This window comes from Paenibacillus sp. NRS-1760 (assembly GCF_050467785.1).
GTDB lineage: Bacteria > Bacillota > Bacilli > Paenibacillales > Paenibacillaceae > Pristimantibacillus.
Genome location: NZ_JBITPK010000005.1, coordinates 271,378 through 292,073, shown reverse-complemented (window position 1 = coordinate 292,073; position 20,696 = coordinate 271,378). Strand labels below are relative to the sequence as shown.

General features: G+C 42.0%; 15 protein-coding genes. 13 read left to right on the top strand and 2 right to left on the bottom strand.

What is annotated here, in order from left to right; translation table 11 throughout:
- Positions 1-45: 45 nt before the first annotated feature.
- Positions 46-939, bottom strand: a complete 894-nt coding sequence (locus ACIFSR_RS01840) for an AraC family transcriptional regulator (RefSeq protein WP_430054443.1) — start codon at positions 937-939, stop codon at positions 46-48.
- A gap of 180 nt (positions 940-1,119) precedes the next feature.
- Between ACIFSR_RS01840 and ACIFSR_RS01835 the strand changes: the two genes are divergently transcribed.
- From ACIFSR_RS01835 to ACIFSR_RS01775, 13 genes are all read left to right on the top strand, one after another.
- Positions 1,120-1,977 carry a phytanoyl-CoA dioxygenase family protein gene (locus tag ACIFSR_RS01835; protein ID WP_430054440.1) on the top strand — a complete coding sequence of 286 codons (858 nt, stop codon included), beginning with the start codon at positions 1,120-1,122 and terminating at the stop codon, positions 1,975-1,977.
- 257 nt (positions 1,978-2,234) lie between these two features.
- A complete protein-coding gene (locus ACIFSR_RS01830) occupies positions 2,235-4,067 on the top strand; it encodes a UbiD family decarboxylase (RefSeq protein ID WP_430054438.1) in 1,833 nt (610 codons plus the stop codon).
- A 283-nt stretch (positions 4,068-4,350) separates the two neighbouring features.
- A complete protein-coding gene (locus tag ACIFSR_RS01825) occupies positions 4,351-5,328 on the top strand; it encodes an ABC transporter permease (protein ID WP_339203797.1) in 978 nt (325 codons plus the stop codon).
- A gap of 67 nt (positions 5,329-5,395) precedes the next feature.
- Positions 5,396-6,256 (top strand): carbohydrate ABC transporter permease, encoded by an 861-nt coding sequence (locus tag ACIFSR_RS01820; RefSeq protein WP_339209698.1) that lies wholly within the window; start codon positions 5,396-5,398, stop codon positions 6,254-6,256.
- A 72-nt stretch (positions 6,257-6,328) separates the two neighbouring features.
- Positions 6,329-8,017: an ABC transporter substrate-binding protein gene (locus ACIFSR_RS01815; RefSeq protein WP_430054435.1), complete on the top strand. Its 1,689-nt coding sequence runs from the start codon at positions 6,329-6,331 to the stop codon at positions 8,015-8,017.
- Positions 8,018-8,219: 202 nt separating this feature from the next.
- A complete protein-coding gene (locus ACIFSR_RS01810) occupies positions 8,220-9,857 on the top strand; it encodes an extracellular solute-binding protein (RefSeq protein WP_430054641.1) in 1,638 nt (545 codons plus the stop codon).
- Between the two features lie 32 nt (positions 9,858-9,889).
- Positions 9,890-11,467, top strand: coding sequence for a response regulator (locus tag ACIFSR_RS01805; protein WP_430054432.1), 1,578 nt, complete (start codon positions 9,890-9,892; stop codon positions 11,465-11,467).
- Between the two features lie 21 nt (positions 11,468-11,488).
- The gene (locus ACIFSR_RS01800; RefSeq protein WP_339203793.1) at positions 11,489-13,333 is read left to right on the top strand and encodes a sensor histidine kinase; all 1,845 of its coding nucleotides are present in this window, start codon (positions 11,489-11,491) and stop codon (positions 13,331-13,333) included.
- Positions 13,334-13,515: 182 nt separating this feature from the next.
- A complete protein-coding gene (locus ACIFSR_RS01795; RefSeq protein WP_430054429.1) occupies positions 13,516-14,253 on the top strand; it encodes a phytanoyl-CoA dioxygenase family protein in 738 nt (245 codons plus the stop codon).
- A gap of 28 nt (positions 14,254-14,281) precedes the next feature.
- Positions 14,282-15,088 carry a sugar phosphate isomerase/epimerase family protein gene (locus tag ACIFSR_RS01790; protein WP_339203791.1) on the top strand — a complete coding sequence of 269 codons (807 nt, stop codon included), beginning with the start codon at positions 14,282-14,284 and terminating at the stop codon, positions 15,086-15,088.
- Positions 15,089-15,111: 23 nt separating this feature from the next.
- Entirely contained in the window at positions 15,112-15,966 is an 855-nt protein-coding gene (locus tag ACIFSR_RS01785; protein WP_430054426.1) for an AraC family transcriptional regulator, read from the top strand.
- A 43-nt stretch (positions 15,967-16,009) separates the two neighbouring features.
- Positions 16,010-16,606, top strand: coding sequence for a YdcF family protein (locus ACIFSR_RS01780; protein ID WP_430054424.1), 597 nt, complete (start codon positions 16,010-16,012; stop codon positions 16,604-16,606).
- A gap of 375 nt (positions 16,607-16,981) precedes the next feature.
- Positions 16,982-17,761 (top strand): squalene/phytoene synthase family protein, encoded by a 780-nt coding sequence (locus ACIFSR_RS01775; protein ID WP_430054639.1) that lies wholly within the window; start codon positions 16,982-16,984, stop codon positions 17,759-17,761.
- A 52-nt stretch (positions 17,762-17,813) separates the two neighbouring features.
- On the opposite strand, the gene mprF is transcribed toward ACIFSR_RS01775, so the two are convergent.
- A complete protein-coding gene (gene mprF, locus ACIFSR_RS01770; RefSeq protein WP_430054422.1) occupies positions 17,814-20,462 on the bottom strand; it encodes a bifunctional lysylphosphatidylglycerol flippase/synthetase MprF in 2,649 nt (882 codons plus the stop codon).
- Positions 20,463-20,696: the final 234 nt, after the last annotated feature.

Below are 20,696 nucleotides of genomic sequence, written 5' to 3'. Positions count from 1 at the left end.
GAAGGCTTCTTTGGGCTGTGTATCAGAGCAAAATCATGTATTTATTTATAGATTAGATTTTGTAGATTGGCGATAGAGAGTTGGCGTTTGCCCTGTAAATCGTTTGAAAAATATGCTAAACGTATGAATGGATGAGAATTGCAGCTCTTCTGCGATTTGCGAGATCGCTTTCGATGTGCTTCGAAGCTCGGACTTCGCTTTATCCAAGCATAAGTGACGAACATATTCTCCGAGGGGAATGCCAACGGCATTTTTGAATTCCCTTGCGAGATGCGAGCGGCTAATATGGATAGACTTTGCTAGCTGCTCGGGATCATAGTTATAGCGAACCTCACGATGCAGCTGATTCATAACTTCAGTAATCGCGTCGTTAAGCGGCCTTGGAGGGGCCTCGGCTGCTAATGCTGGATCAAGAAAATGACGGAGCGTCGTCACTAGCAGCTGTTGAAATAACCCCTCCACCATGGGCAAGCTTAAATAAGCTTTATTTTTAACTTCGGTAATTATATGCTCGAAAAGTGCTTTTACTCGGCTATCTTGATCATGAGCGATTCGTTGAAGCCCAATGCGATAAAATTCAGGATACAAATGGTGGAGCCTCTCCAGCCTAAACCCGATGTAATAGAGCTTGAAAGGCTTATGTTTTCCTGCTAATCCAAAATGGATTTCTTCAGGCTTAGTAAGCAGGAGCTGGCCTTTCTCAATTTCATAAACCGTTTTATCGATTTTGTATTGACTGTACCCTTCATCCACGTAGCATAATTCGAAATGATCATGATAATGAATCGATGTGCTCCAGTTTTCATAATGGTTCACACCGAGATAATAAATATGGCTCGCATCAGAATCGAAGGGCAATTCGATTCGAAACTCACCATCGTTTTCAATAACAAGATGCTGTTTGGGCACCTCGTTCTTCAATGATTTATTTTCACTCATTCGCGTATTCCTTCTCCTCTTCAAAACAATTACCTTCGATTATACCTTTTCAGCACAAAATCTCAACAAGCAATAATGATCAAAAACTTTAAATCTATGCATGGGATTAAAAAATACAACGTAATTTAACCGGTTTATAATGATCATATATTTTAAATATGATTACATGAGGTGCTTAATATGTCTATGAATGGTCAACTGCGTAAAGATTGTCTCCCTGCACAAGAAGATGTCGCATTTTTTGCTGAAAAGGGTTACTGGATTTCGCCTATTATTTTCTCTGAGGATGAGCTAGCGGAAATCGTTGCGCATCAGGATCGTCTATATCGCGGCGAATACGAGACTGGAAAAGCACCGGTATGCAATTGGCTGGAGGGACAGGATAATCCGCGGGCTCTGAGGAAGACAGATAATTCGCATTGGTCAGATCTGACTTTACGTAACGTAGCAGTAAACGCTACAATCGGAGGAATAGCCGCAGCCCTGATGGAGACGGAAACGATAAGGTTGTTTCATGATCAGCTGCTGTATAAACCAGGAAGAGGTACAGGCAAGGAAACAGCAAATGTAGGCTGGCATCAAGATTACGCTTACTGGCAATGCTGCGCGGGTCCGACGCTCATTACGGCTTGGGTTGCATTTACGGATGTGGATCTATCGAATGGCTGTATGCAGATGGTGCCGCGCAGCCACAAGTGGGGCTTGTTGAATGTAAATGATTTCTTCGAGCAAAATTTGGAGAAGCAGCAGCAAGCAATGGACATCCCGGAAAACGAAAAGTTTTCAACAGTACCTGTTATTATGAAAGCCGGGCAAGTAAGCTTTCATCATGCATTGACCATCCATGGAAGCGGGCCTAATACGAGTGATCAAGCACGCCGCTCGATGGCGGTTCATCTCATGACGGGTGAAACCAAATATAAATACGATGCAAAGGGCAATAATCATTTTAATGCACAGATGATGAACGGCAGAGAGGGAGAAATATACGAGGGCGACGCTTGGCCTGTATTGTATACTGCAAAAAACGAATTGTAAGGCAAGAGAGGCGCCTGTTAAAGGATGCCTGCCTATACTTTTGTAGTAGAGTAAGTATATAATCAATACTATAAACTTCGTTAATAAGATGATAAAAATACGCCATTTATGGCGTATTTTTATTTTTTGCTAATACTTGGCTGCATATAACACTTGGTTTTTGTTCGCGTTTGACAATAGGCAACAATATGAATTAATTTTAATAAAAAGAGCGTGAGTTCTGATCACCCTATCAGGCTGAGATTGGAGAATTTCAAATGTATCGCAATTTAGAAGAATGTGTCATTGACTTAGAGAAAAACGGACATTTGGTTCGTATAAAAGAAGAAGTTGACCCGTACCTTGAGATGGCTGCTATTCATATGAAAGTTTATGAGGCTGGCGGTTCAGCGCTGCTATTCGAAAATGTAAAAGGCTCTAAATTCCGGGCAGTTTCTAATTTGTTCGGAACGGTAGAGCGCAGCAAATTCATATTCCGCAACACTTGGGAATCGGTGCAAAGTGTGATGGAGCTGCGCAATGATCCCATGAAGGCATTAAAAAATCCGTTTAAGCATGTCAGAACAGGTTTGGCCGCTTGGAAAGCTCTTCCGGTTAAGAAGTCGGGCAGTCTGCCAGTAACTGCGCAGGAAATACAAATTTCGGATTTGCCGCTTATTCAAAGCTGGCCAATGGATGGCGGTGCATTTGTAACTCTGCCTCAAGTCTACACGGAAGATCCAGACAAGCCAGGAATTATGAATTCAAATTTGGGTATGTATCGTGTACAGCTGAGCGGCAATGATTATGAAATGAACAAAGAAATTGGCGTGCATTATCAGATTCATCGCGGCATCGGCGTGCATCAAGATAAAACGAATAAAAAGGGTATCCCTTTAAAAGTAAGCTGTTTTGTAGGCGGCCCTCCAGCACATACGCTGGCAGCTGTTATGCCGCTGCCGGAAGGGCTGACAGAGATGACTGTTGCCGGAATGCTGTCAGGACACCGTTTCCGCTACAGTTATTTGGATGGGTTCTGTATTAGCAACGATGCTGATTTTGTTATAACTGGAGAAATTCATCAAGGCGAGACGAAGCCTGAGGGACCATTTGGCGATCATTTGGGGTATTACAGTCTTACTCATCCTTTCCCGGTCATGAAAGTTCATAAAGTGTACGCGAAGCCGGGAGCGATTTGGCCATTTACCGTTGTTGGCCGCCCGCCGCAGGAGGATACAGCGTTTGGAGAGCTCATTCATGAGCTGACAGGCGATGCGATTAGACAAGAAATTCCTGGTGTAAAGGAAGTGCATGCTGTAGATGCAGCGGGTGTTCATCCTCTGCTCTTTGCGATAGGCAGCGAACGGTACACCCCGTATCAGCAAGTGAAACAGCCGGCAGAGCTGCTCACGATTGCTAATCGGATTTTGGGTACGGGACAACTGAGTTTGGCCAAATACCTTTTTATTACAGCTGAAGATAAACGGCCGTTGGATTCACATGATGAAGTGGATTTTTTAACGTATATACTTGAACGTATCGATCTTAGCCGAGACATTCATTTCCATACAAATACGACGATTGATACGCTCGATTATTCGGGTACGGGATTAAACAGCGGCAGTAAAGTAGTCATCGCAGCATATGGGGACAAGAAAAGAGACTTATGTACAGAAGTGCCCGATGTTTTCAAAGAAATAAGCGGATTCGAGCATGCGCGTATGGTCATGCCGGGAGTTGTAGTCATCCAAGGCTCTACATTTGTGAGTTATGCCAGTGCTAAGCAGGAAATGCAGTTGTTATGTGATGCTATACAAGAAAAGGGAGCTCTTTCTTCATGCCCTATGATTATAGTAGGTGATGATAGTCATTTCATTAGCGAGACGATTAAAAACTTCCTATGGGTTACCTTTACGCGCAGCAATCCATCACACGATATGTATGGCGTGAATAGTCATTATGAGAACAAGCATTGGGCTTGTGACAATTTGATTATTGACGCTCGTATTAAACCGCATCAAGCACCGCCATTAATTCCAGATCCTTCGGTACTGAAGAGCATCGAGCGATTATTTGTTAAAGGTGCCAGCTTGGGTGGTTTGAACATATAGCTGTACAACACACGACACGCCTTTTAAGGCGTGTTTTTTTGTCATTTTAAGGCCATTTTTGAAACCATCCTCACCGATTTTGTTTGCAAAAATCAATAAAATGATCGAATTTATCATAAAAGCCTGTGAAAGTATAAAAAATCGGGTTTTTATTATATAGTTTCAACATTTTTACAGAGTTAGAATGTAAATGAGCCTAATGAACGGCATTTGCTGCTGAAGATGCAGGACGCTTCAGTGCTAATTTGCAAAAATTATATCAATTTATTATGGGAGGATGAGCATGTCGCAAGCAACAACGAAGGTAAAGTACACAGCGACTCCGCCGGAGAACAGCCCGAGAAAAAAAACCTTTTTCAACCGCCTGATGAAGCAAATGGATGTGCAATTGATGGTGTGGCCGGGTATTTTGCTGATATTCGTATTTGCCTATATACCGATGTATGGTGTATTGACGGCGTTTATGGATTACAACCTTTTTACGGGATCGAGAATATTCGATAACCCTTGGGTGGGCTTTAAACATTTTGAAGCGTTCCTTACTGCACCTGATATCGCTACGGTCATGAGAAATACACTTATGATCAGCCTTTTAAAGCTATTAATAGGTTTTCCAGCACCGATTATATTGGCGCTAATGCTTAATGAAGTCAGGCATATGGTGTTTAAGAGAGTCGTACAAACGATTACATATCTACCGTACTTCATGTCATGGGTTATTGTAGGCGGCATGGTTATGGCGTTGCTTTCGACTGAAAACGGCAGTGTCAATATGCTGCTTGAAGGTGTTGGAGCGATAGATGAACCGGTCAACTTCCTGTCCCTAAAGGAATACTTCTGGGGCATACTGGTTTCGACCACGGTATGGAAGGAAATCGGCTTTGGCTCGATTATTTACCTTGCTGCAATTGCAGGTGTAGATCCGCATTTGTATGAAGCGGCAGATATTGATGGAGCCAGCAAGTTTAAGCAAATTTATCTCATAACGATACCAACGATTATGCCGGTTATTATCATCTTTATGATTCTAGCAATGGGGAATTTATTGAGTGCTGGTTTTGAAGATATTTTGATCCTTGCCCAGAATCCAATTCTAAGACCGGTGTCGGATGTTATTGATACTTATGTATATCGGGTCGGCCTGCAGAATGGGAAATTTTCTTACGGTGTTGCAGTTGGTTTATTTAGAGCAGTGATCAGCGTATTGCTCTTGACGGCGGCTAACTACCTAGCCCGTAGGTCCGGCAACGGCTTATGGTAGAACATTACTTCATAACTGGGGGCGAAATCAATTGACTTTCAAGCGTTTGAGCTATAACGACCGAGCTATGGTTGTATGCATATATGTATTCCTCATTTTGTTAGCTTTCTCCGCATTGTATCCGTTCTGGAATACACTCGTTGTATCGTTGAATGAAGGAACAGATACAGCCAAAGGCGGCATTACATTTTGGCCAAGGATGTTTACATTTGCAAATTATGAAATTGTTTTTCAGGATGACAAAATTTTAAATGCATTTTACATTTCCTTTAGCCGAACGATCATTGGAACCATATCAGCAACATTTTTGACAGCATTGCTCGCGTATGGCATGTCAAAAAGCTATTTAATGGGTCGTGGCTATTATTCCTTTTATTTCATCTTTACGATGTACTTCGGCGGCGGGTTGATTCCAACTTTTCTATTGATTAAATCACTCGGTTTGATGAACAGCTTCCTTGTTTACATTATTCCCGGTCTAATCAGTGTATGGAACATGATCGTTTTCCGAACCTTCTTCAAAAGCTTGCCCGTGGGATTAGAAGAGTCGGCTCAAATTGACGGCTGCAGCAACTGGGGAATATTTTTCAAAATGGCGCTCCCGCTGTCTATGCCAGTAATCGCCACACTTGGTTTGTTTACGGCCATTGCACATTGGAATGATTGGTTTGCGCCATCGATCTATGTTTCTAATCAAGATTTGCTGCCTATTCAAACGATATTGCGGAAAGTATTGAACTCTAATGTTCTAACGGATGCGATCGGAAATGACAGTATTGCTAGTGAGAAAATGGCATCGAAAGCCCTTACCTCCAAATCTCTTATTAGTGCAATGATTATGATTGTGTCTCTTCCCATTATCGCTGTATATCCTTTTCTTCAAAGATTTTTTATGAAGGGTGTTATGGTTGGATCTCTAAAAGAATAGCTTGTTGACCAGCGGTTTAAGGCGAATGTCGCTTTGGACATATATATTAATCATGAGAGGGGTAAAATCAGCATGAAGAAAATGAAAAAGCCGCTGTTAATGGTTGTCTCTGCGGTGTTTCTACTGGTAACTGTACTTGCAGGATGCAGCAATTCGGGGGGCAATGATCCAAAACCAGCAGCAACAGATTCAGCAACGAACACAAATAAAGGGAGTGAGGCTACAGACGCTCCAGCAGATCAACCATGGGTATTTGGTTCTAGCCCGATAGAATTCTCGGCTTATACACACTATAGCTGGCAAGATTTCCCTGACACCATGGATGCGAACCCTTTTTGGAAATACCTGAAAGAAAATAAACAAGTAACGATCAAACCGATTCACGCAAAAGGTAACTCTGCACAGCTGATGCAGACCTTTATGGCTGACTCTAGTCAAATGCCAGATGTTATTTATGGTGATCGTTACAATCCGGATATTGAAAGACTTATCGCAAATGATCAGCTCGTAGCGCTTGATCCTTATCTTGATAAGTATCCGAATTTGAAGAAATATCTTAATCCTAAGTCCATGGAACTTCTTCGTTCCGCGGATGGCAAGCTGTACAAATTCCCTAACTGGTACACAGATAAACCAACGAGTACAGCTGGTTATGTAGTGAACAAAAAAGTGTATGCTGAGCTTGGATCGCCAGCACTTGAAACATTTGATGATTTGTACGCATACCTAAAACTAGTAAAAGAGAAATACCCTGATATGATTCCATTGGAACTGGATCGTGGTTCTGAAATTCAAGGACAAGGCGTTGTTTACGCAGGGTTTGGAGAAAACAACCTTTACAAATCATTAAGCAGTGATGTACAGGGTGTAATCAAAGAGGATAAGCTCGTTTCATTCTTTACAGATCCTTCTTTCCGTGAGTCTCAAAAATACCTTGCAAAATTGTACCGTGAGAAGCTAATCGCACAAGATTGGTGGACACAAACAAGAGATGTCGTTGCGGAAAAAATCGTAACTGGTAAAGTAGCTGTTTATGCAGGATCAGGCGTTACTACGTTTGCTTCACGCGGAGATTCTGAGCTTAGAAAGGCAGACCCAAATGCTGGTTATTTCATGATTTGGCCTGTTCGCAAAGCTGGACTTGATAAGAACAAAATCTTTGCAGGTGGTTACGATGCGCTTGGTTGGAACGTTGTGACGATTACTAAACATGCTAAAGATCCAGAAAAAATCTTCGCAGCACTTGATTGGATGACAGGACCAGAAGGCATGACAATCTCATTCTTTGGACCTGAGGGCGGCAACTGGAAAGGCTTCGACGAAAATGAACAACCAATCTTCACTGAAAATTACAATGAAGAGGAAGTAACAGCAATTCAAGCTGCAAACGATGTTGTTCACATCGTAGGAAACGTATCGTATATCGACCCAGCAAAATTGAAATATGTTAATTCACTGCCATTAGAAAAACAAAACTGGGCAGCACGTTGGCAGAGAGATATTACTTGGCCGTCATCTAATGATACAACAGCGCTTACCAACATTAATATTGAGCCGGATTCTCCATACGGTGATACCAGACAACAAATTGTCGATCTTACTCTTGAGACTCTAGCAGAATCAACTACAGCTAAGAGTGATGCAGATGTTGATCGTATTCTAGATGCAGCTGATAAGAAAGCTAATTCGTATAAATATAAAGAGCTTCTAGAATGGCGTACTGAAAGATGGCATGCTAACAGAACTATTCTTGGAGAATAATAAGGTTTAATAGTGAAAGAGATCATCCCAAGGGATCCGTTTGGATCACTTGGGATATCTCTGTATTTTTGGTTATACTTAACTTTTATATATATAGCTTGCATTTATTTTGATATTATTAAAGGGAGATTTTTCAAAAAATGCTGCTCATATAAGGGGTGCTTGGTCAGTGTACGCGAAGAAAGAGAGGTTCCTGCGGTTCATGTTGGTCTATTTCATTGTTAGTATGCTAGTCGCCTGCAGTGGAGTAGACAGTAAACCAGTTCCAACAACTGATGAGGGAACAACGGAAGATATACAAATAAATCTGCCTCCCGATCAGCTCTATGAACTAGGCAAAGAAAGGCTTGATATTTCTTTTTATGGTCACTACAGTTATTATTCGATGCCGCAGTGGGGAGCAGATCCCTCTTCGAAGTGGATTAAGGATAATCTTAATATTCACATCAAAGGAATCGACGTAGAAGGAAACGGAAAGCAGAAGCTTCGAAAGATGATTGCCAGCAAGCAGCTGCCGGATATCATTTGGGGTGATCGCGGTTATGATCTGGAACGTTTGCGTGAAGCGGGCTTACTCGTACCGCTCGATAACTATATAGATAAATATCCAAATTTGAAAAAATGGGCAGGCACTAAAATTTTAGATTTGCTTCGAGCGCCAGATGGGCATATTTATTATTTTCCAAATTATTACACTAATAAACCGTACGGCAACGCAGGTTATGTCGTTAATAAACGAATATATCGGGAATTAGGTTCCCCTAAGCTATCTACGACAAACGAGCTTTATGATTACCTCAATAAAGTGAAAGCCAACTATCCTGATGTCGTACCTTTTGAAACAGGAATTGCCAGTGAGGGGCAAGGAATTGATCAATTATTTTCCGCCTTCAAGGAAAATAACTATAGCTTTACTCGCTACTATGCTGTAACGAGTGGAGATAAGATGACATCGATCTATAAAGATGAAGGATTTCGCGAGTCGGCATTATTTGTAGCTAAGCTTGTGCGTGAAGGGCTAATTACCGCGGATGCTTGGACCCAAACGGATGATCAGGTAAGTGAGAAGCTTATGAGCGGTAAAGTGGCGGTTTATGCCAGTGCAGACCCTATGCGACAAGTGATGTTGGCCAATGCGGAGCTTGTAAGGAAAAATCCGGAGGATGGTTATATTTTTATCGATCCTATTTATAAGGAAGGATTGGATCCGAACAAGATTTATCCTGGCACATACAATGTGCTTGGCTGGAATGTCTCTACGATAACGACAAGCGCAAAAAATCCAGAAGCGATATTCGCTATGCTGGATTGGATGACAGGCCCGGAAGGTTCTGCTGTTCAGATGTGGGGCCCGCCGGGGCCAAACGGGTACTGGGATGGCTTCAAAGAAGATGGAATAACGCCAAAATTTACGAGCAAATACACATCAGACCCGGATGGGCTGAGTGAAATACAAGCAATCTCTGGCGAGTTGATTTGGGTTGGCAACACCGTATATCTCGATCAAACCAAAAGCGATTATGAAAAAACATTGCCTGAGGACAAGCGAAACTGGTCAACATATTGGCAGCAAAAGGTAACTTGGGAATCTCAGGGGGATGCAACACCGTTTATCAATTTGCAACCGACTCCAAATTCTGACGAAGGCAGAATTTTTGCCCGGGTGAAAGAAATATGGTTAAGCGCGCGCTCATATGCGATGTACGGGCAAACGGATGAAGAGGTATTAGAGATTTTGGATTTAGCGCATAAGGATTCGATGGAATCAGGTTTTCAAGATTATTTAGATTTTATTACTTCGAAGTGGCAAGAAAACTTAAAAGTATTAAATCAAGAGTAACGTAAATTTGTTAACTTGAAGGAGCTGCTCTTATGTATAAGGTATTGTTAGTCGATGACGAAGAACTCGATCTGGAAGGAATGAAACGGTTTATTCCTTGGTCTGAGCTTGGAATGGAAGTGAAGGGCAGCGTAAATAATGCATTATCAGCATGCGAAATCATAGATGAGCAGCCCATCGATATATTAGTCAGCGATGTTAATATGCCTTATATGTCAGGACTTGAGCTTGCCCGAATTGCACTCGAACGCAAGCCTAATATGCGTATTATATTCGTTAGCGGCTATCAGGAGTTCAGCTATGTACAGCAGGCGTTATCTTTAAAGGCTTACAATTATGTACTAAAGCCAATGGATGACAATGAATTGGTGTCGTCTTTGTTAAAGGTGAAGCAGGATCTTGATGAGGAGAACAAGCAGCGTGAAGTGGAAGAAGCCTATCAACAAATGATTCCGATTGCCAAAAGCGACTTTTTGATTCATATGTTGGAAGGATTGGAAACGACGGAGGGCGTTTCCATGTCCAAGCTGATTTTACACTACGGCTTCGATCAATTGAACTGGCCTATCCGTGTTGCGATTATGGAACTGGATAATCAGTCGTTGAGACAAACCGAGAACGCATCTTCACAGAGAGAATGGTCGCGCAACTCTCTTCAAATTGTACATGAAACAATTCAAAAGATAGGCATGCTTCCATACTGCAAGTTGTCATCTCAACGCATTGCTATATTGCTGGAAGATAAAGCTATTGGTCAAACCGTCAAAACGTTATGCGATGCGCTTTCGCAGCATCTAACGGTATCGATAACAACCGGCCTCGGTGAAGCGGTTCATTCGATAGAACAGCTGCAAGTATCCTACCGACAAGCGATAGAAGCTGTTGAAGGCAAGATGTTTCTTGGAAAAGGGGATATCATCAAATATGAAGAGGTCAGAGCGGAACCAGGCATGCTGGACGCTCGGATTCTGGATACACGAATGAAAGCACTATTAAAGGCTATGGAAGGATATGAGCTTGTTCGGATTTACGACGAATTCGAGAACTTGTTTGCATCGGCTTCTAGTCTTCGCTCCAGATTTACTGTTCATCATATGACCAGTTATATTATATGGAAGCTGGATCAATATTTAAGTGAAATGAATGAGGATTTATTTGAACTGCTAGGCATTGATATTCACCATCTCGAAGTTTTAATGCAATTCGAAACGATTAACGATATACGTTCATGGCTTGTAAAGCTTTTATATGAAATTTCTGAACGCCTGCAGAAGAAAAACGTCATGAAAGACAGCAAGTTTATACGCAGCGTCACGAAGTCAATTAAGGAGAGGATGAGTGAAAATATTACCCTTAAGGATATGGCGCTGCAGTTTTCTTTCTCGCCTAGCTATATGGGGTTTTTAATAAAAGAAAAGTCAGGACATACCTTCAATGAACTGCTCGTGCATTTGCGTATGGAGAAAGCATGTGAACTGCTCAATCAACCCGGGATAAAAATTTATGAAGTTGCCGATCAGGTTGGTTATCGTTATCTTCCCTATTTCAGCCGACAATTTAAGGAGAAGTTTGGCATGACACCTATGGAATATCGGAAGAGAGAGAATTGATCATTAATGGGGGAGCTTTAGATGAAAATAGTCCGGGAGAATAGAAAGAGACTCGGATATATGCCGATCGGATACAAGCTTATGCTGTCCTATATGATTTTTATCGTTATTTTGGTCGTTGTCAATTTCTATGTGTCACATTCGATGTATGACTCTTCCATGCGTAAGCAGACGCGTATGAATATTGAAGGAACGATGGAGCAAATGCGCGACAACGTGAAGTATAAACTAGATGATATCGTCCGAATATCATCTACGCTCTATGATGATTATAATCTGGTTCAGAGCATTCGAGTTGATGAAATAGGCATTGCAAATTTAAATCGAATGAATCAGATCATTAGCCCAAAGCTGGAAAGCGCCTCGAAATCTATTGGGATGAATTTAAGGTTGTCTGTCTACTTTCATAATAAAACGGTGAACCAAATTTATGAGAATAGATGGAAGAAAGACAATGCTGCCGATAATGACGAATCCAAAGAGCAAACCTATGATATTTATCATATGAGCCGCATTCAGGATAAGTTATGGTACACATCCATTCCAAAAGAAGAATACGGTGTGACTATGGAGTGGAAACAGGTTGAAGAGGATGTACGAGATCATCGTATTTCAATGATACGACGTATCGTCGACACCGATAATCCATTGGAAGTTGAAGAGCTGGCTATTATGCGGTTTAGCGTTCAGATGAAGGAGTTGTTTAATAGCGTTGACTTCTCGAAGCTTGGCGACGGCAGCATGCTGTCAGTCGTGGATTCTACGGGATACGTTATTTTCTCCTCTGGGCAGCTTCCGGAAGGCTCAACCAAACCAGTTTCGAAAATAAACAAAAATGTATCGACAAATGAAAATAGCGATAAGCAAGAATACTTAAGAATAGAAGAAAAATTGCTCAATCAGAATTGGACATTAGTGGCGCAAGTTCCACTTACCATTATCGAGCAGGAAGCTGCGAAGGTACGGGCATTTATTATTTTCATCTGCGTACTAAGCTTCGTTTTGTTAACGTTTGCGGGTGTCTTTATTTCACGTTATTTCTCCAAACGAATTTTGAAATTTGTATCGGTATTGAATGCTTTCCGCGAGGGGGATTTGCATAAGCGAATTGCCTACAGAGGGAAGGATGAATTTTCTCAAATTGCAACGGCGCTAAACGGAATGGGCGAGGATGTAGAGGCATTAATTAATAAGGTATATTTGACGCAGCTTCAGAAAAAAGAGGCTGAGCTGGAAATGCTGCAGCTTCAGATCAATCCGCATTTTTTATACAATACCCTTTCATCGATCAACCAGCTGGCAAAATTCGGGGAAAATGAAAAACTGCAAAAAATGGTGTTGGAGCTCGCGAAGTTTTATAGACTTACACTGAATTCAGGCCGTACGATGATCCCAATCGCAGCGGAGATGGAGCAGGCAAACGCATATGTAAGCATACAGAAGGTTAAGTACGGGAAACGTCTGGAAGTATTATTCGAGATTGATGAGAATATATGGCCTTTTGAGACGGTGAAGCTTATTTTGCAGCCTTTCATTGAAAATACGCTTAAGCACGCATGGAGCGGAGATCGCATTCATATTCGAATTGTCACCTATATGGAAGAAAACACAGTGCATTATAAGATAATCGACGACGGCTTCGGAATGCCGCAGGAGCGAATTGATGAAATATTCAGCGGGCTAGATAAAGGGAACATTGGATATGGGATTCGAAATATCGATCAGAGAATCAAGCTTCACTATGGTTCAGAATATGGGGTTTCCATATTCAGTCGTATAGGTATTGGAACAACTGTCCATATAAGGATTCCAGCAAGGAAAAGGAATCTTATTATTCAAGAATGTATTCCAAATATTGCAGGATAAACAACGAATAAGCCGCGTCCATTAGGAAGCGGCTTTTTGCATATTAAATTTATTTTCTGGATAAGCGAGCAGTTGGATCAGAAGAAATGCATACTTTTGCCGATGGGATAAGAAGTAAGTTTGCTCCTGCTCCGTTATGATCATTTCATAGCAATACACCACTTTTATTGGAGGCGATATTGATGTCGATATCTACATTGACGGAGCAAGAAGTACAATTTTATAAGAAAAATGGTTATGCGCTGCATAAGAAACAGTTGTTTAGCGCAGATAAGATGACGGAGCTGACTAATATTTTTGAGGAGCAATGGAAGCTTGTGGGCCGGAAGCTGAACAGCGAGCTGGATACCCCGCATTTCCGTGATGAGCGTTTACTTAAGTTTCTATTAAGCGATGAAGTGCTTGATCTGGTAGAGCCTTTAATTGGTCCTAACATTGGCTTGTGGTCCAGTCATTTCATCTGCAAAGAGCCGCTTATTGGCAAGCAAACGCCATGGCATGAAGACTCTGCGTATTGGAATGGACGACTTAGCCGATTTGATAACATAGTGACCGTATGGCTGGCTATTGACCGCAGCTCGAAGGAAAACGGCTGTATGCGCGTCATTCCGGGAACGCATAACAATGGTTTCTCGGAGTACGAGCAGGTAGATGGCAATGACAACATTTTTGATACAGAAATTCGCAATAAGGATGAGTCAAAGGCCGTTTATTTCGAGCTTGAGCCAGGCGAGTGCTCTGTCCATGATTCTCGCATCATACATGGTGCAGCTCCTAACAAAAGTGAATTCCGCCGCTGTGGTTATACGATGCGTTATTTCTCAACGGATGCGCAAGTCTATACTGAAAAGAACCGTGGTCATAAAATCTGGCTAGCGCGTGGAAAAGATTTAGCCGGCAATCCTTTTGTCAATGTATAATAGGCTTAACAAAAGGGGGGGACAGGTATTGGAATTGAGACGAATAAAAGCGTTGTGGGGAATGCAGGGTAGCTATGAGGAGCTTTTGACATATGCAGCAGAAGCAGGTTACTTTGGAATAGAAGCGCCGCTGCCGCCTGCCTCTGAAGAAAAGTCCTTTAAAGCGGCATTGGAAACAAATAAGCTGGCCTTCATCGCGCAGGTAAGTACACATGATGACCATCTCGTTAGCTTCGAGAAACAAGTCATGCGAGCAACGGATTTTAATCCGCTGTTTATTAACTCGCAAAGTGCTAGAGACAGCATGTCAGAAGCGGAGCAGGATCGTTTTTTTGAAGGAGCACTTACAATTGAACAGAGGTGTGGCCTTCAGGTCGGGCATGAAACCCATCGCAGCCGAGCGATGTTTACACCATGGACAACTGCAAGATTGCTGAAGCGTTTTCCTGACTTGCGCATCACTGCAGACTTCAGCCATTGGGTGAACGTATGTGAGTCGCATCTGGATAATCATGCGGATGAGCTCGCTCTTGCTATTGATCGCAGCATACATGTTCATGGCCGTGTCGGATTTCCGCAGGGACCTCAAGTGCCACATCCTGGCGCACCTGAATACGCATCGGAGCTTGCTTTATTTACAGGCTGGTGGCAGCGGATTTTTATGAAGCAAGCTGCGGAGGAAAGAGCTTGGACAACTTTTACAGCAGAGTTCGGTCCACCGAATTATATGCCGACGGTGCCCTTTACCAATAAGCCTATTGTTGATTTAATAGAAGTAAATCAATGGATGACCGATTATATGGCTGCCAAATATGCCGAATGGTTTGACCAATAAAAGTCTAATAGGGGGAAATCGTCATGAAGTATGAATTAACACCTGAGAGATTGCTTGGTAAAAACTTTTTGACCTTGTCATCCCCCTATAAGATTTACAAACATGTGATCGATAACAAAATTGCTGCCCATTGGCATGATTTTTTTGAAATGGGCTTTGTAGTGTCTGGTACAGGAACTCATGTTATAAACGGAGAGCCATTTCCTTTAGAGAAAGGAATGACTTTTCTGCTGACAACGGCAGATTTCCATGAGATCATCCCTGATGAAGGACAAACGATTCATTTGTTTAATCTTATTTTTGATGAATCATTTATCCGCCCAGAGCTGACAGAAATGTTATTTGAACAGGTATCGCTCCATTTGCATACTTTTCGTGACGAAAGTGCTAGTGAAATTGAAATAGAATTTACTCGGATTTGGAATGAATCACAGATGTGGCAGCTAGGCAGCAGCATGCTGGTGCAGGGAAGTTTTGAGAGAATACTCATCCATCTCTATAGAAATAACGGGCATCAGCGCTTGCTTGACGACTATGTAGCCATTAGCGCAATCCCTTCTTCCATTAGAAAGTCGATCATCTATATTCAACATCATTTTCGAGAGCCGCTTTCATTAGATGAAATAGCGAGATATGCTGGAATATCAGCCAATTATTTTAGTGAATGCTTCAAAAAGCATACAGGTACATCATTTCAAGAGCATCTACAAGGAAAAAGGCTTCAGTTCGCCTCTGCATTGCTCAGCAGTTCAATATTGCCGATAACGGAAGTATGTTATGCCGCGGGCTTTAATACATTGCCTAACTTTGAACGAGCGTTTAAAAAAAAGTTTGAGAAATCACCTCGAGAGTTTCGGAGAAAATATATTCGGCCATAAATGTGACGTATAAACCTATATGCCATGTTAGGAGGGTACAACAGTGAGAAGGAGACTTATACAAGGCACAGCAATTGCTGTGCTTTTATGTTTTGTCTATATACTCTATGCAGTATGGAGCATTATTTCGTTTGCTAAGGTGAATGAGCTCATTTACACAGATGCTGCAATTGTGCTTGGGGCAGCAGTCTGGGATGATAAACCGTCGACAGTTCTAAAGAATAGATTGAATCATGCCATTTGGCTCTATAACAATGGATACATAAAGAAAATAATCGTTACTGGAGGCACAGGTAAGGGAGATTCCTTGTCTGAAGCGGAAGTGTCAAAACGATATGTTATGCAGTATAAGGTTCCGGGTGAGGCTATTGTTCTTGAAGAGCATTCAAAAATCACGGAACAAAATTTAGCTAATGCCCATGCGATAGCACAACAACAACAAATCAATACCTTTACCATCGTCAGCGATCCTTTGCATATGAAGCGTGCTCTTCTTATGACTAGACACTTAGGGATGGATGCTTACTCTTCACCAACTCAGACGTCAGCCTACAAGAGTTTGGGTACTAAGCTTCCTTTTCTTTTTAGAGAAACGTTCTTCTTAACAGGTTATCAGCTGAAAATATTATTTTTAAAGTAAGAATAAAAGAAGCCACTTATGATAAATAAACTGCTGTTTCACAGTTCATCTTTTTTGCAGCCCGAAAGTTAAACACTCAATAGGATGAGTTTAACTTTCGGGATTTTGTGTTTTATTAAGGGTATCGTTTCAGGAAGTAAGGCTGCGTTTAAATGAAAGGAGAGGGAAATGTGTCATCCTAACTGAATAATTATGCCAAAAGCCTCCGATATTAAGGTTACGGTTACAGGTTCTTCCTAAATCAAGAAGGATAAACGCAGGAAATCACAGTTGCGGTGCACATCTAAATCCATGTATGGTATTATAATATTAACGATTAAAACAAGTTAAAAGTAAAGCTGCCATAATGAAGGAGTTTTTATTTTGAATGATGCGATGATCATGTTAAAGCAAACAAGTCGTACTTTTTATATTCCCATCAGCAGGTTGAAGTCAGGTTTAAAGGATGCAGTTGCATCCGCTTATTTGTGTATGAGAGCAATTGATGAAATTGAGGATCATGAGACGCTAGCAGATGAGGTGAAAGCAGAATTATTGCTTGGCATTCATGATGCGTTTAGTTCCGATGATGTGATTAATGAATCGCTAAAACTCCTTTCTCCTTATGCAGAAACACTGCCAGAAGTTACGATGAGAATTCATGAATGGGCGCTTTTATGTCCTCCGACGGTTACGAATGTCGTTTATAACCATACAGCGACAATGGCCAAGCAGATGGCTGATTGGGTTCATGAAGGCTGGGATATCCGAACGGAAGAGGATCTGGATAATTATACTTATAGTGTTGCCGGTATGGTAGGGGAAATGTTGTCTGACATATGGTTCTGGCACGATGGCACGAAATCAGACCGAATCAAAGCAGTTGCTTTTGGAAGAGGCTTACAAGCCGTAAATATTCTGCGTAATCGCACAGAGGATCTTGAACGTGGCGTAGACTTTTTCCCTGAAGGCTGGGGACAGAAAGAAATGATTAAGTACACGCGCCGCAACCTGAAGTTGGCGGATTCGTATATATCTGATTTAAAAGGCGGTCCTGCGCTAGAGTTTTGCAAAATTCCGCTTACGCTGGCACATGCAACCATTAATCTCATTGCAGTTGGCGGTAACAAATTAACGCGAGACGCCGTTATGAAGCTTGTAGGCAGCATTAATTAGAGCTTGTTCTATAAATAAAAGCAAAGCCCATGGGATTCCATGGGCTTTGCTTTTATTTGTTTTTATTCGGGTGCCGTGAGATTAACCGTACCAGCTCGACTAGCAATAGCGGTAATGATACTGTCGAAGGATACGCCAAATAGCGTGGCTCCCAATGTGGTGAGAACTTGTCCTTGTATCGCCGGAGGCCAACAAAGCCATACCAGCTTCCGCCATACTCGAAAAGAATACGCGCCAGCTTCTCTTCTTTTATTGCGTTTTGGCTCTGGCCTACACTCGAAAGTGGTGCCATCCCTAAATTAAATTGCGCATATCCTTCTGTTTTTGCCCACTCCATAAGGCAAATGAACAACTGATCCATCGTTCCATTTGGAGTGGATTTTAAGTAGCGCATTAAATCTACAGATAAGGTCGTACCATCATAGGCAGGCGTCAAAGAAGCGAAAGCAATTATTTGATCATCTGAATTTTTTAATAGCGCAATGGGCGCGAGCTGCAAATAATCTTCATCAAACCATCCGAGAGAATAACCCTTCTCATGTTTTCCATCGAGCCATTGGTCAGAGATGAACGACAGTTTCTTTAACAACTGCTTATCGTGAGGCGGATGTACGATTTTAAATTGAAAATTTTCACGTTCAAAGCGGTTTTTAACCGCCCGAAGACTGGCATTTTGTTTTCCGACAAGCGTGAAATTGTCCAGATGAACCAATGCTTCCTCACCCAGTTTAAAAAAGCGATAGCCGTTTTCGTGATAGAACGGTAAATAGTCAGGTGTCGTTTGATAAAATACGACCTCTACCGCAAACTGATCAGCGAATTGCTGAAACTGTTGAATCGCTTCGCTAATCATGCTTTTGGGACCTAAAGGATCACCGAGCACAACAAGTTTATTTCGAATTTTCGCATAGGGTATTAACACTTGATCCTTCATCGCCCAGAAGAAGCTCTTGTCACCGGTAAAGAGCATATGCGTCAATAAATTTCCTTGTTCCTTTTCAAGAAAAGCTTTTAATTTCAACTGCTCATCCTCGGCTGTTTCTAAAACGGCGAGCGGCTTAGGACGAAACATATAAAGCAAGGATAGGAAGAGCCAAGCAACCAAGAGACCAAATATCGCAGCTATCGTATGCTGGCTTGGATCTATCAGCCATGTGGTGTGAGCCTTTCTTGGCAGATGTTTGAGAAATGCTGGATACGAATGGGATGCGATGAGGTAATAACCATAGGTGATTAAGAGTGTAATAAGCCCCCAGCCTAGCACATTATAAATCCCTACGGGTATAGCCAGACGATAAAATCGATGTCTTGAAATCCATAACAGCAACGCGACAATGAGTAGAAATATAGCTTCCTCGTAATCAAACGCTTTGGCAAGTGCGAAGAAGGAACCGGCACAAAGCAGGAAAAGTGTCCAATAATAGGCTCGCTTTACTCGAAGCGAAATGCCGCGAGACAGCATGATCAGCATAATGCCGATGATGATGCTTAATTGATGGGACAGCCTCATAATCTGAAACGAAACCAATTCTTCCGTAAAATGTATCCTGTAAAGTAAAGCGGGTGTCGCTGCGGACAACAGCAATATGACCCCACTCGCAAATACAAGCTTACCGAGTGACCATGCTCCAACCTCGCCGATAAACGCAAATTGTCCCGGCCAGCGCCAAACGCTTTGCCAAATATTTAATGCTCGATCCATGATGCCGTTATCAGACTGCTCTGTTCGTTTCCGGTTCATAGGAAACTCGAATGCTGCCATCATAAGGCCAATTAACCATGGCACAAAATAATACAAAATTCTAAACAGAACAAGGATGACCGCACATTTATCAGGTGGAAAGCCGAGCAGCTGTAAGCCTAATATAGCCGTTAAATCAAAACCACCGATACCGCCAGGCGCCATGCTAATAATGCCGGCTATTGCTGCTAACGTATAAATTCCAAGCGCGTTTGTAAATGTAAGTTCAGGAATAAATGTTGCTCCAATAAGCCAGAAGGTCATACCAGCAAAAAACCATTCCAAAAAGGAAGAACCAACGGAAGCGGTCATAATGCGCCAAGTCAATTGTCCTCGATTCCGATTAATCCATTTGGAGAAAAGCGAGGTTCTTTGAAGCAGCACGAATAGCGGTAAATACAGTGCGATTGCCCACATCGCATAGGTGAGCCATGGATGAGCATTCAGCAATGCTTGAACAGGGAAAATGCTGATAATACACAGCCATGCTAGCAGCGATAGCCCAGTGAAAGTTATCGTCGAAAGAAAGGCAACAGAAGCAGCAATACTCCCGATGGGAACCTCTCGATTTCTATATAAAATTGATCGCAGCCCTGCTCCTGTAAGACCCGCAAAACCAATCAAATTGTTTGAGGTGTTTGCAATCCATCCATAACGAATCGTATCCCAAACCCCAATCTTTAAATGAAAATGCTTGCGAATCAACAAGTCATAAGTACTCATGACAGAGACAGCGAGCATGGAGAAGCTGAGCAGAAGAAAAATTGTAAAGGGGTGCATGTGATGAAACTCATGGATCATTCTTCCCCAGTGGATCTCACGGAACTGTTTTTTTCCTTCGAAGTAAACAAAGGCGATAATAGCAACTGGCAGTAGAAAACGCAGTACTCTTGCACGGTATAGGATGGATACAAGCTTAATTAGATGCAGCTTGTAAGCTATTTCGCGAATCCATTTCATTAATATTCCCCTTATGTATGGTTTGTCCCTTACTATTCATTATTTTGCCATGTGGGACACATAAAGTATAGCCTGCTTACTCATTAATGTTTCCTCAATTAGGAAATTAAACCGAAATGTGAACGACGTGGAACATCTTTTTTAGGGGGAAAAGAAAATGCCCAGCTCTCAGAGGCATTAAAGTTTTTAAACTTTAGTTTCCCTGAAGCTGGACATTTGGTTTAGGCTTGTACA

What these genes read in the sequence shown, in the direction of transcription:
- ACIFSR_RS01840 (WP_430054443.1), bottom strand. Translation starts at nt 939, where the DNA reads ATGAGTGAAAATAAATCATTGAAGAACGAGGTGCCCAAACAGCATCTT.
- ACIFSR_RS01835 (WP_430054440.1), top strand. Translation starts at nt 1,120, where the DNA reads ATGTCTATGAATGGTCAACTGCGTAAAGATTGTCTCCCTGCACAAGAA.
- ACIFSR_RS01830 (WP_430054438.1), top strand. Translation starts at nt 2,235, where the DNA reads ATGTATCGCAATTTAGAAGAATGTGTCATTGACTTAGAGAAAAACGGA.
- ACIFSR_RS01825 (WP_339203797.1), top strand. Translation starts at nt 4,351, where the DNA reads ATGTCGCAAGCAACAACGAAGGTAAAGTACACAGCGACTCCGCCGGAG.
- ACIFSR_RS01820 (WP_339209698.1), top strand. Translation starts at nt 5,396, where the DNA reads ATGGTTGTATGCATATATGTATTCCTCATTTTGTTAGCTTTCTCCGCA.
- ACIFSR_RS01815 (WP_430054435.1), top strand. Translation starts at nt 6,329, where the DNA reads ATGAAGAAAATGAAAAAGCCGCTGTTAATGGTTGTCTCTGCGGTGTTT.
- ACIFSR_RS01810 (WP_430054641.1), top strand. Translation starts at nt 8,220, where the DNA reads ATGTTGGTCTATTTCATTGTTAGTATGCTAGTCGCCTGCAGTGGAGTA.
- ACIFSR_RS01805 (WP_430054432.1), top strand. Translation starts at nt 9,890, where the DNA reads ATGTATAAGGTATTGTTAGTCGATGACGAAGAACTCGATCTGGAAGGA.
- ACIFSR_RS01800 (WP_339203793.1), top strand. Translation starts at nt 11,489, where the DNA reads ATGAAAATAGTCCGGGAGAATAGAAAGAGACTCGGATATATGCCGATC.
- ACIFSR_RS01795 (WP_430054429.1), top strand. Translation starts at nt 13,516, where the DNA reads ATGTCGATATCTACATTGACGGAGCAAGAAGTACAATTTTATAAGAAA.
- ACIFSR_RS01785 (WP_430054426.1), top strand. Translation starts at nt 15,112, where the DNA reads ATGAAGTATGAATTAACACCTGAGAGATTGCTTGGTAAAAACTTTTTG.
- ACIFSR_RS01775 (WP_430054639.1), top strand. Translation starts at nt 16,982, where the DNA reads ATGATCATGTTAAAGCAAACAAGTCGTACTTTTTATATTCCCATCAGC.
- mprF (WP_430054422.1), bottom strand. Translation starts at nt 20,462, where the DNA reads ATGAAATGGATTCGCGAAATAGCTTACAAGCTGCATCTAATTAAGCTT.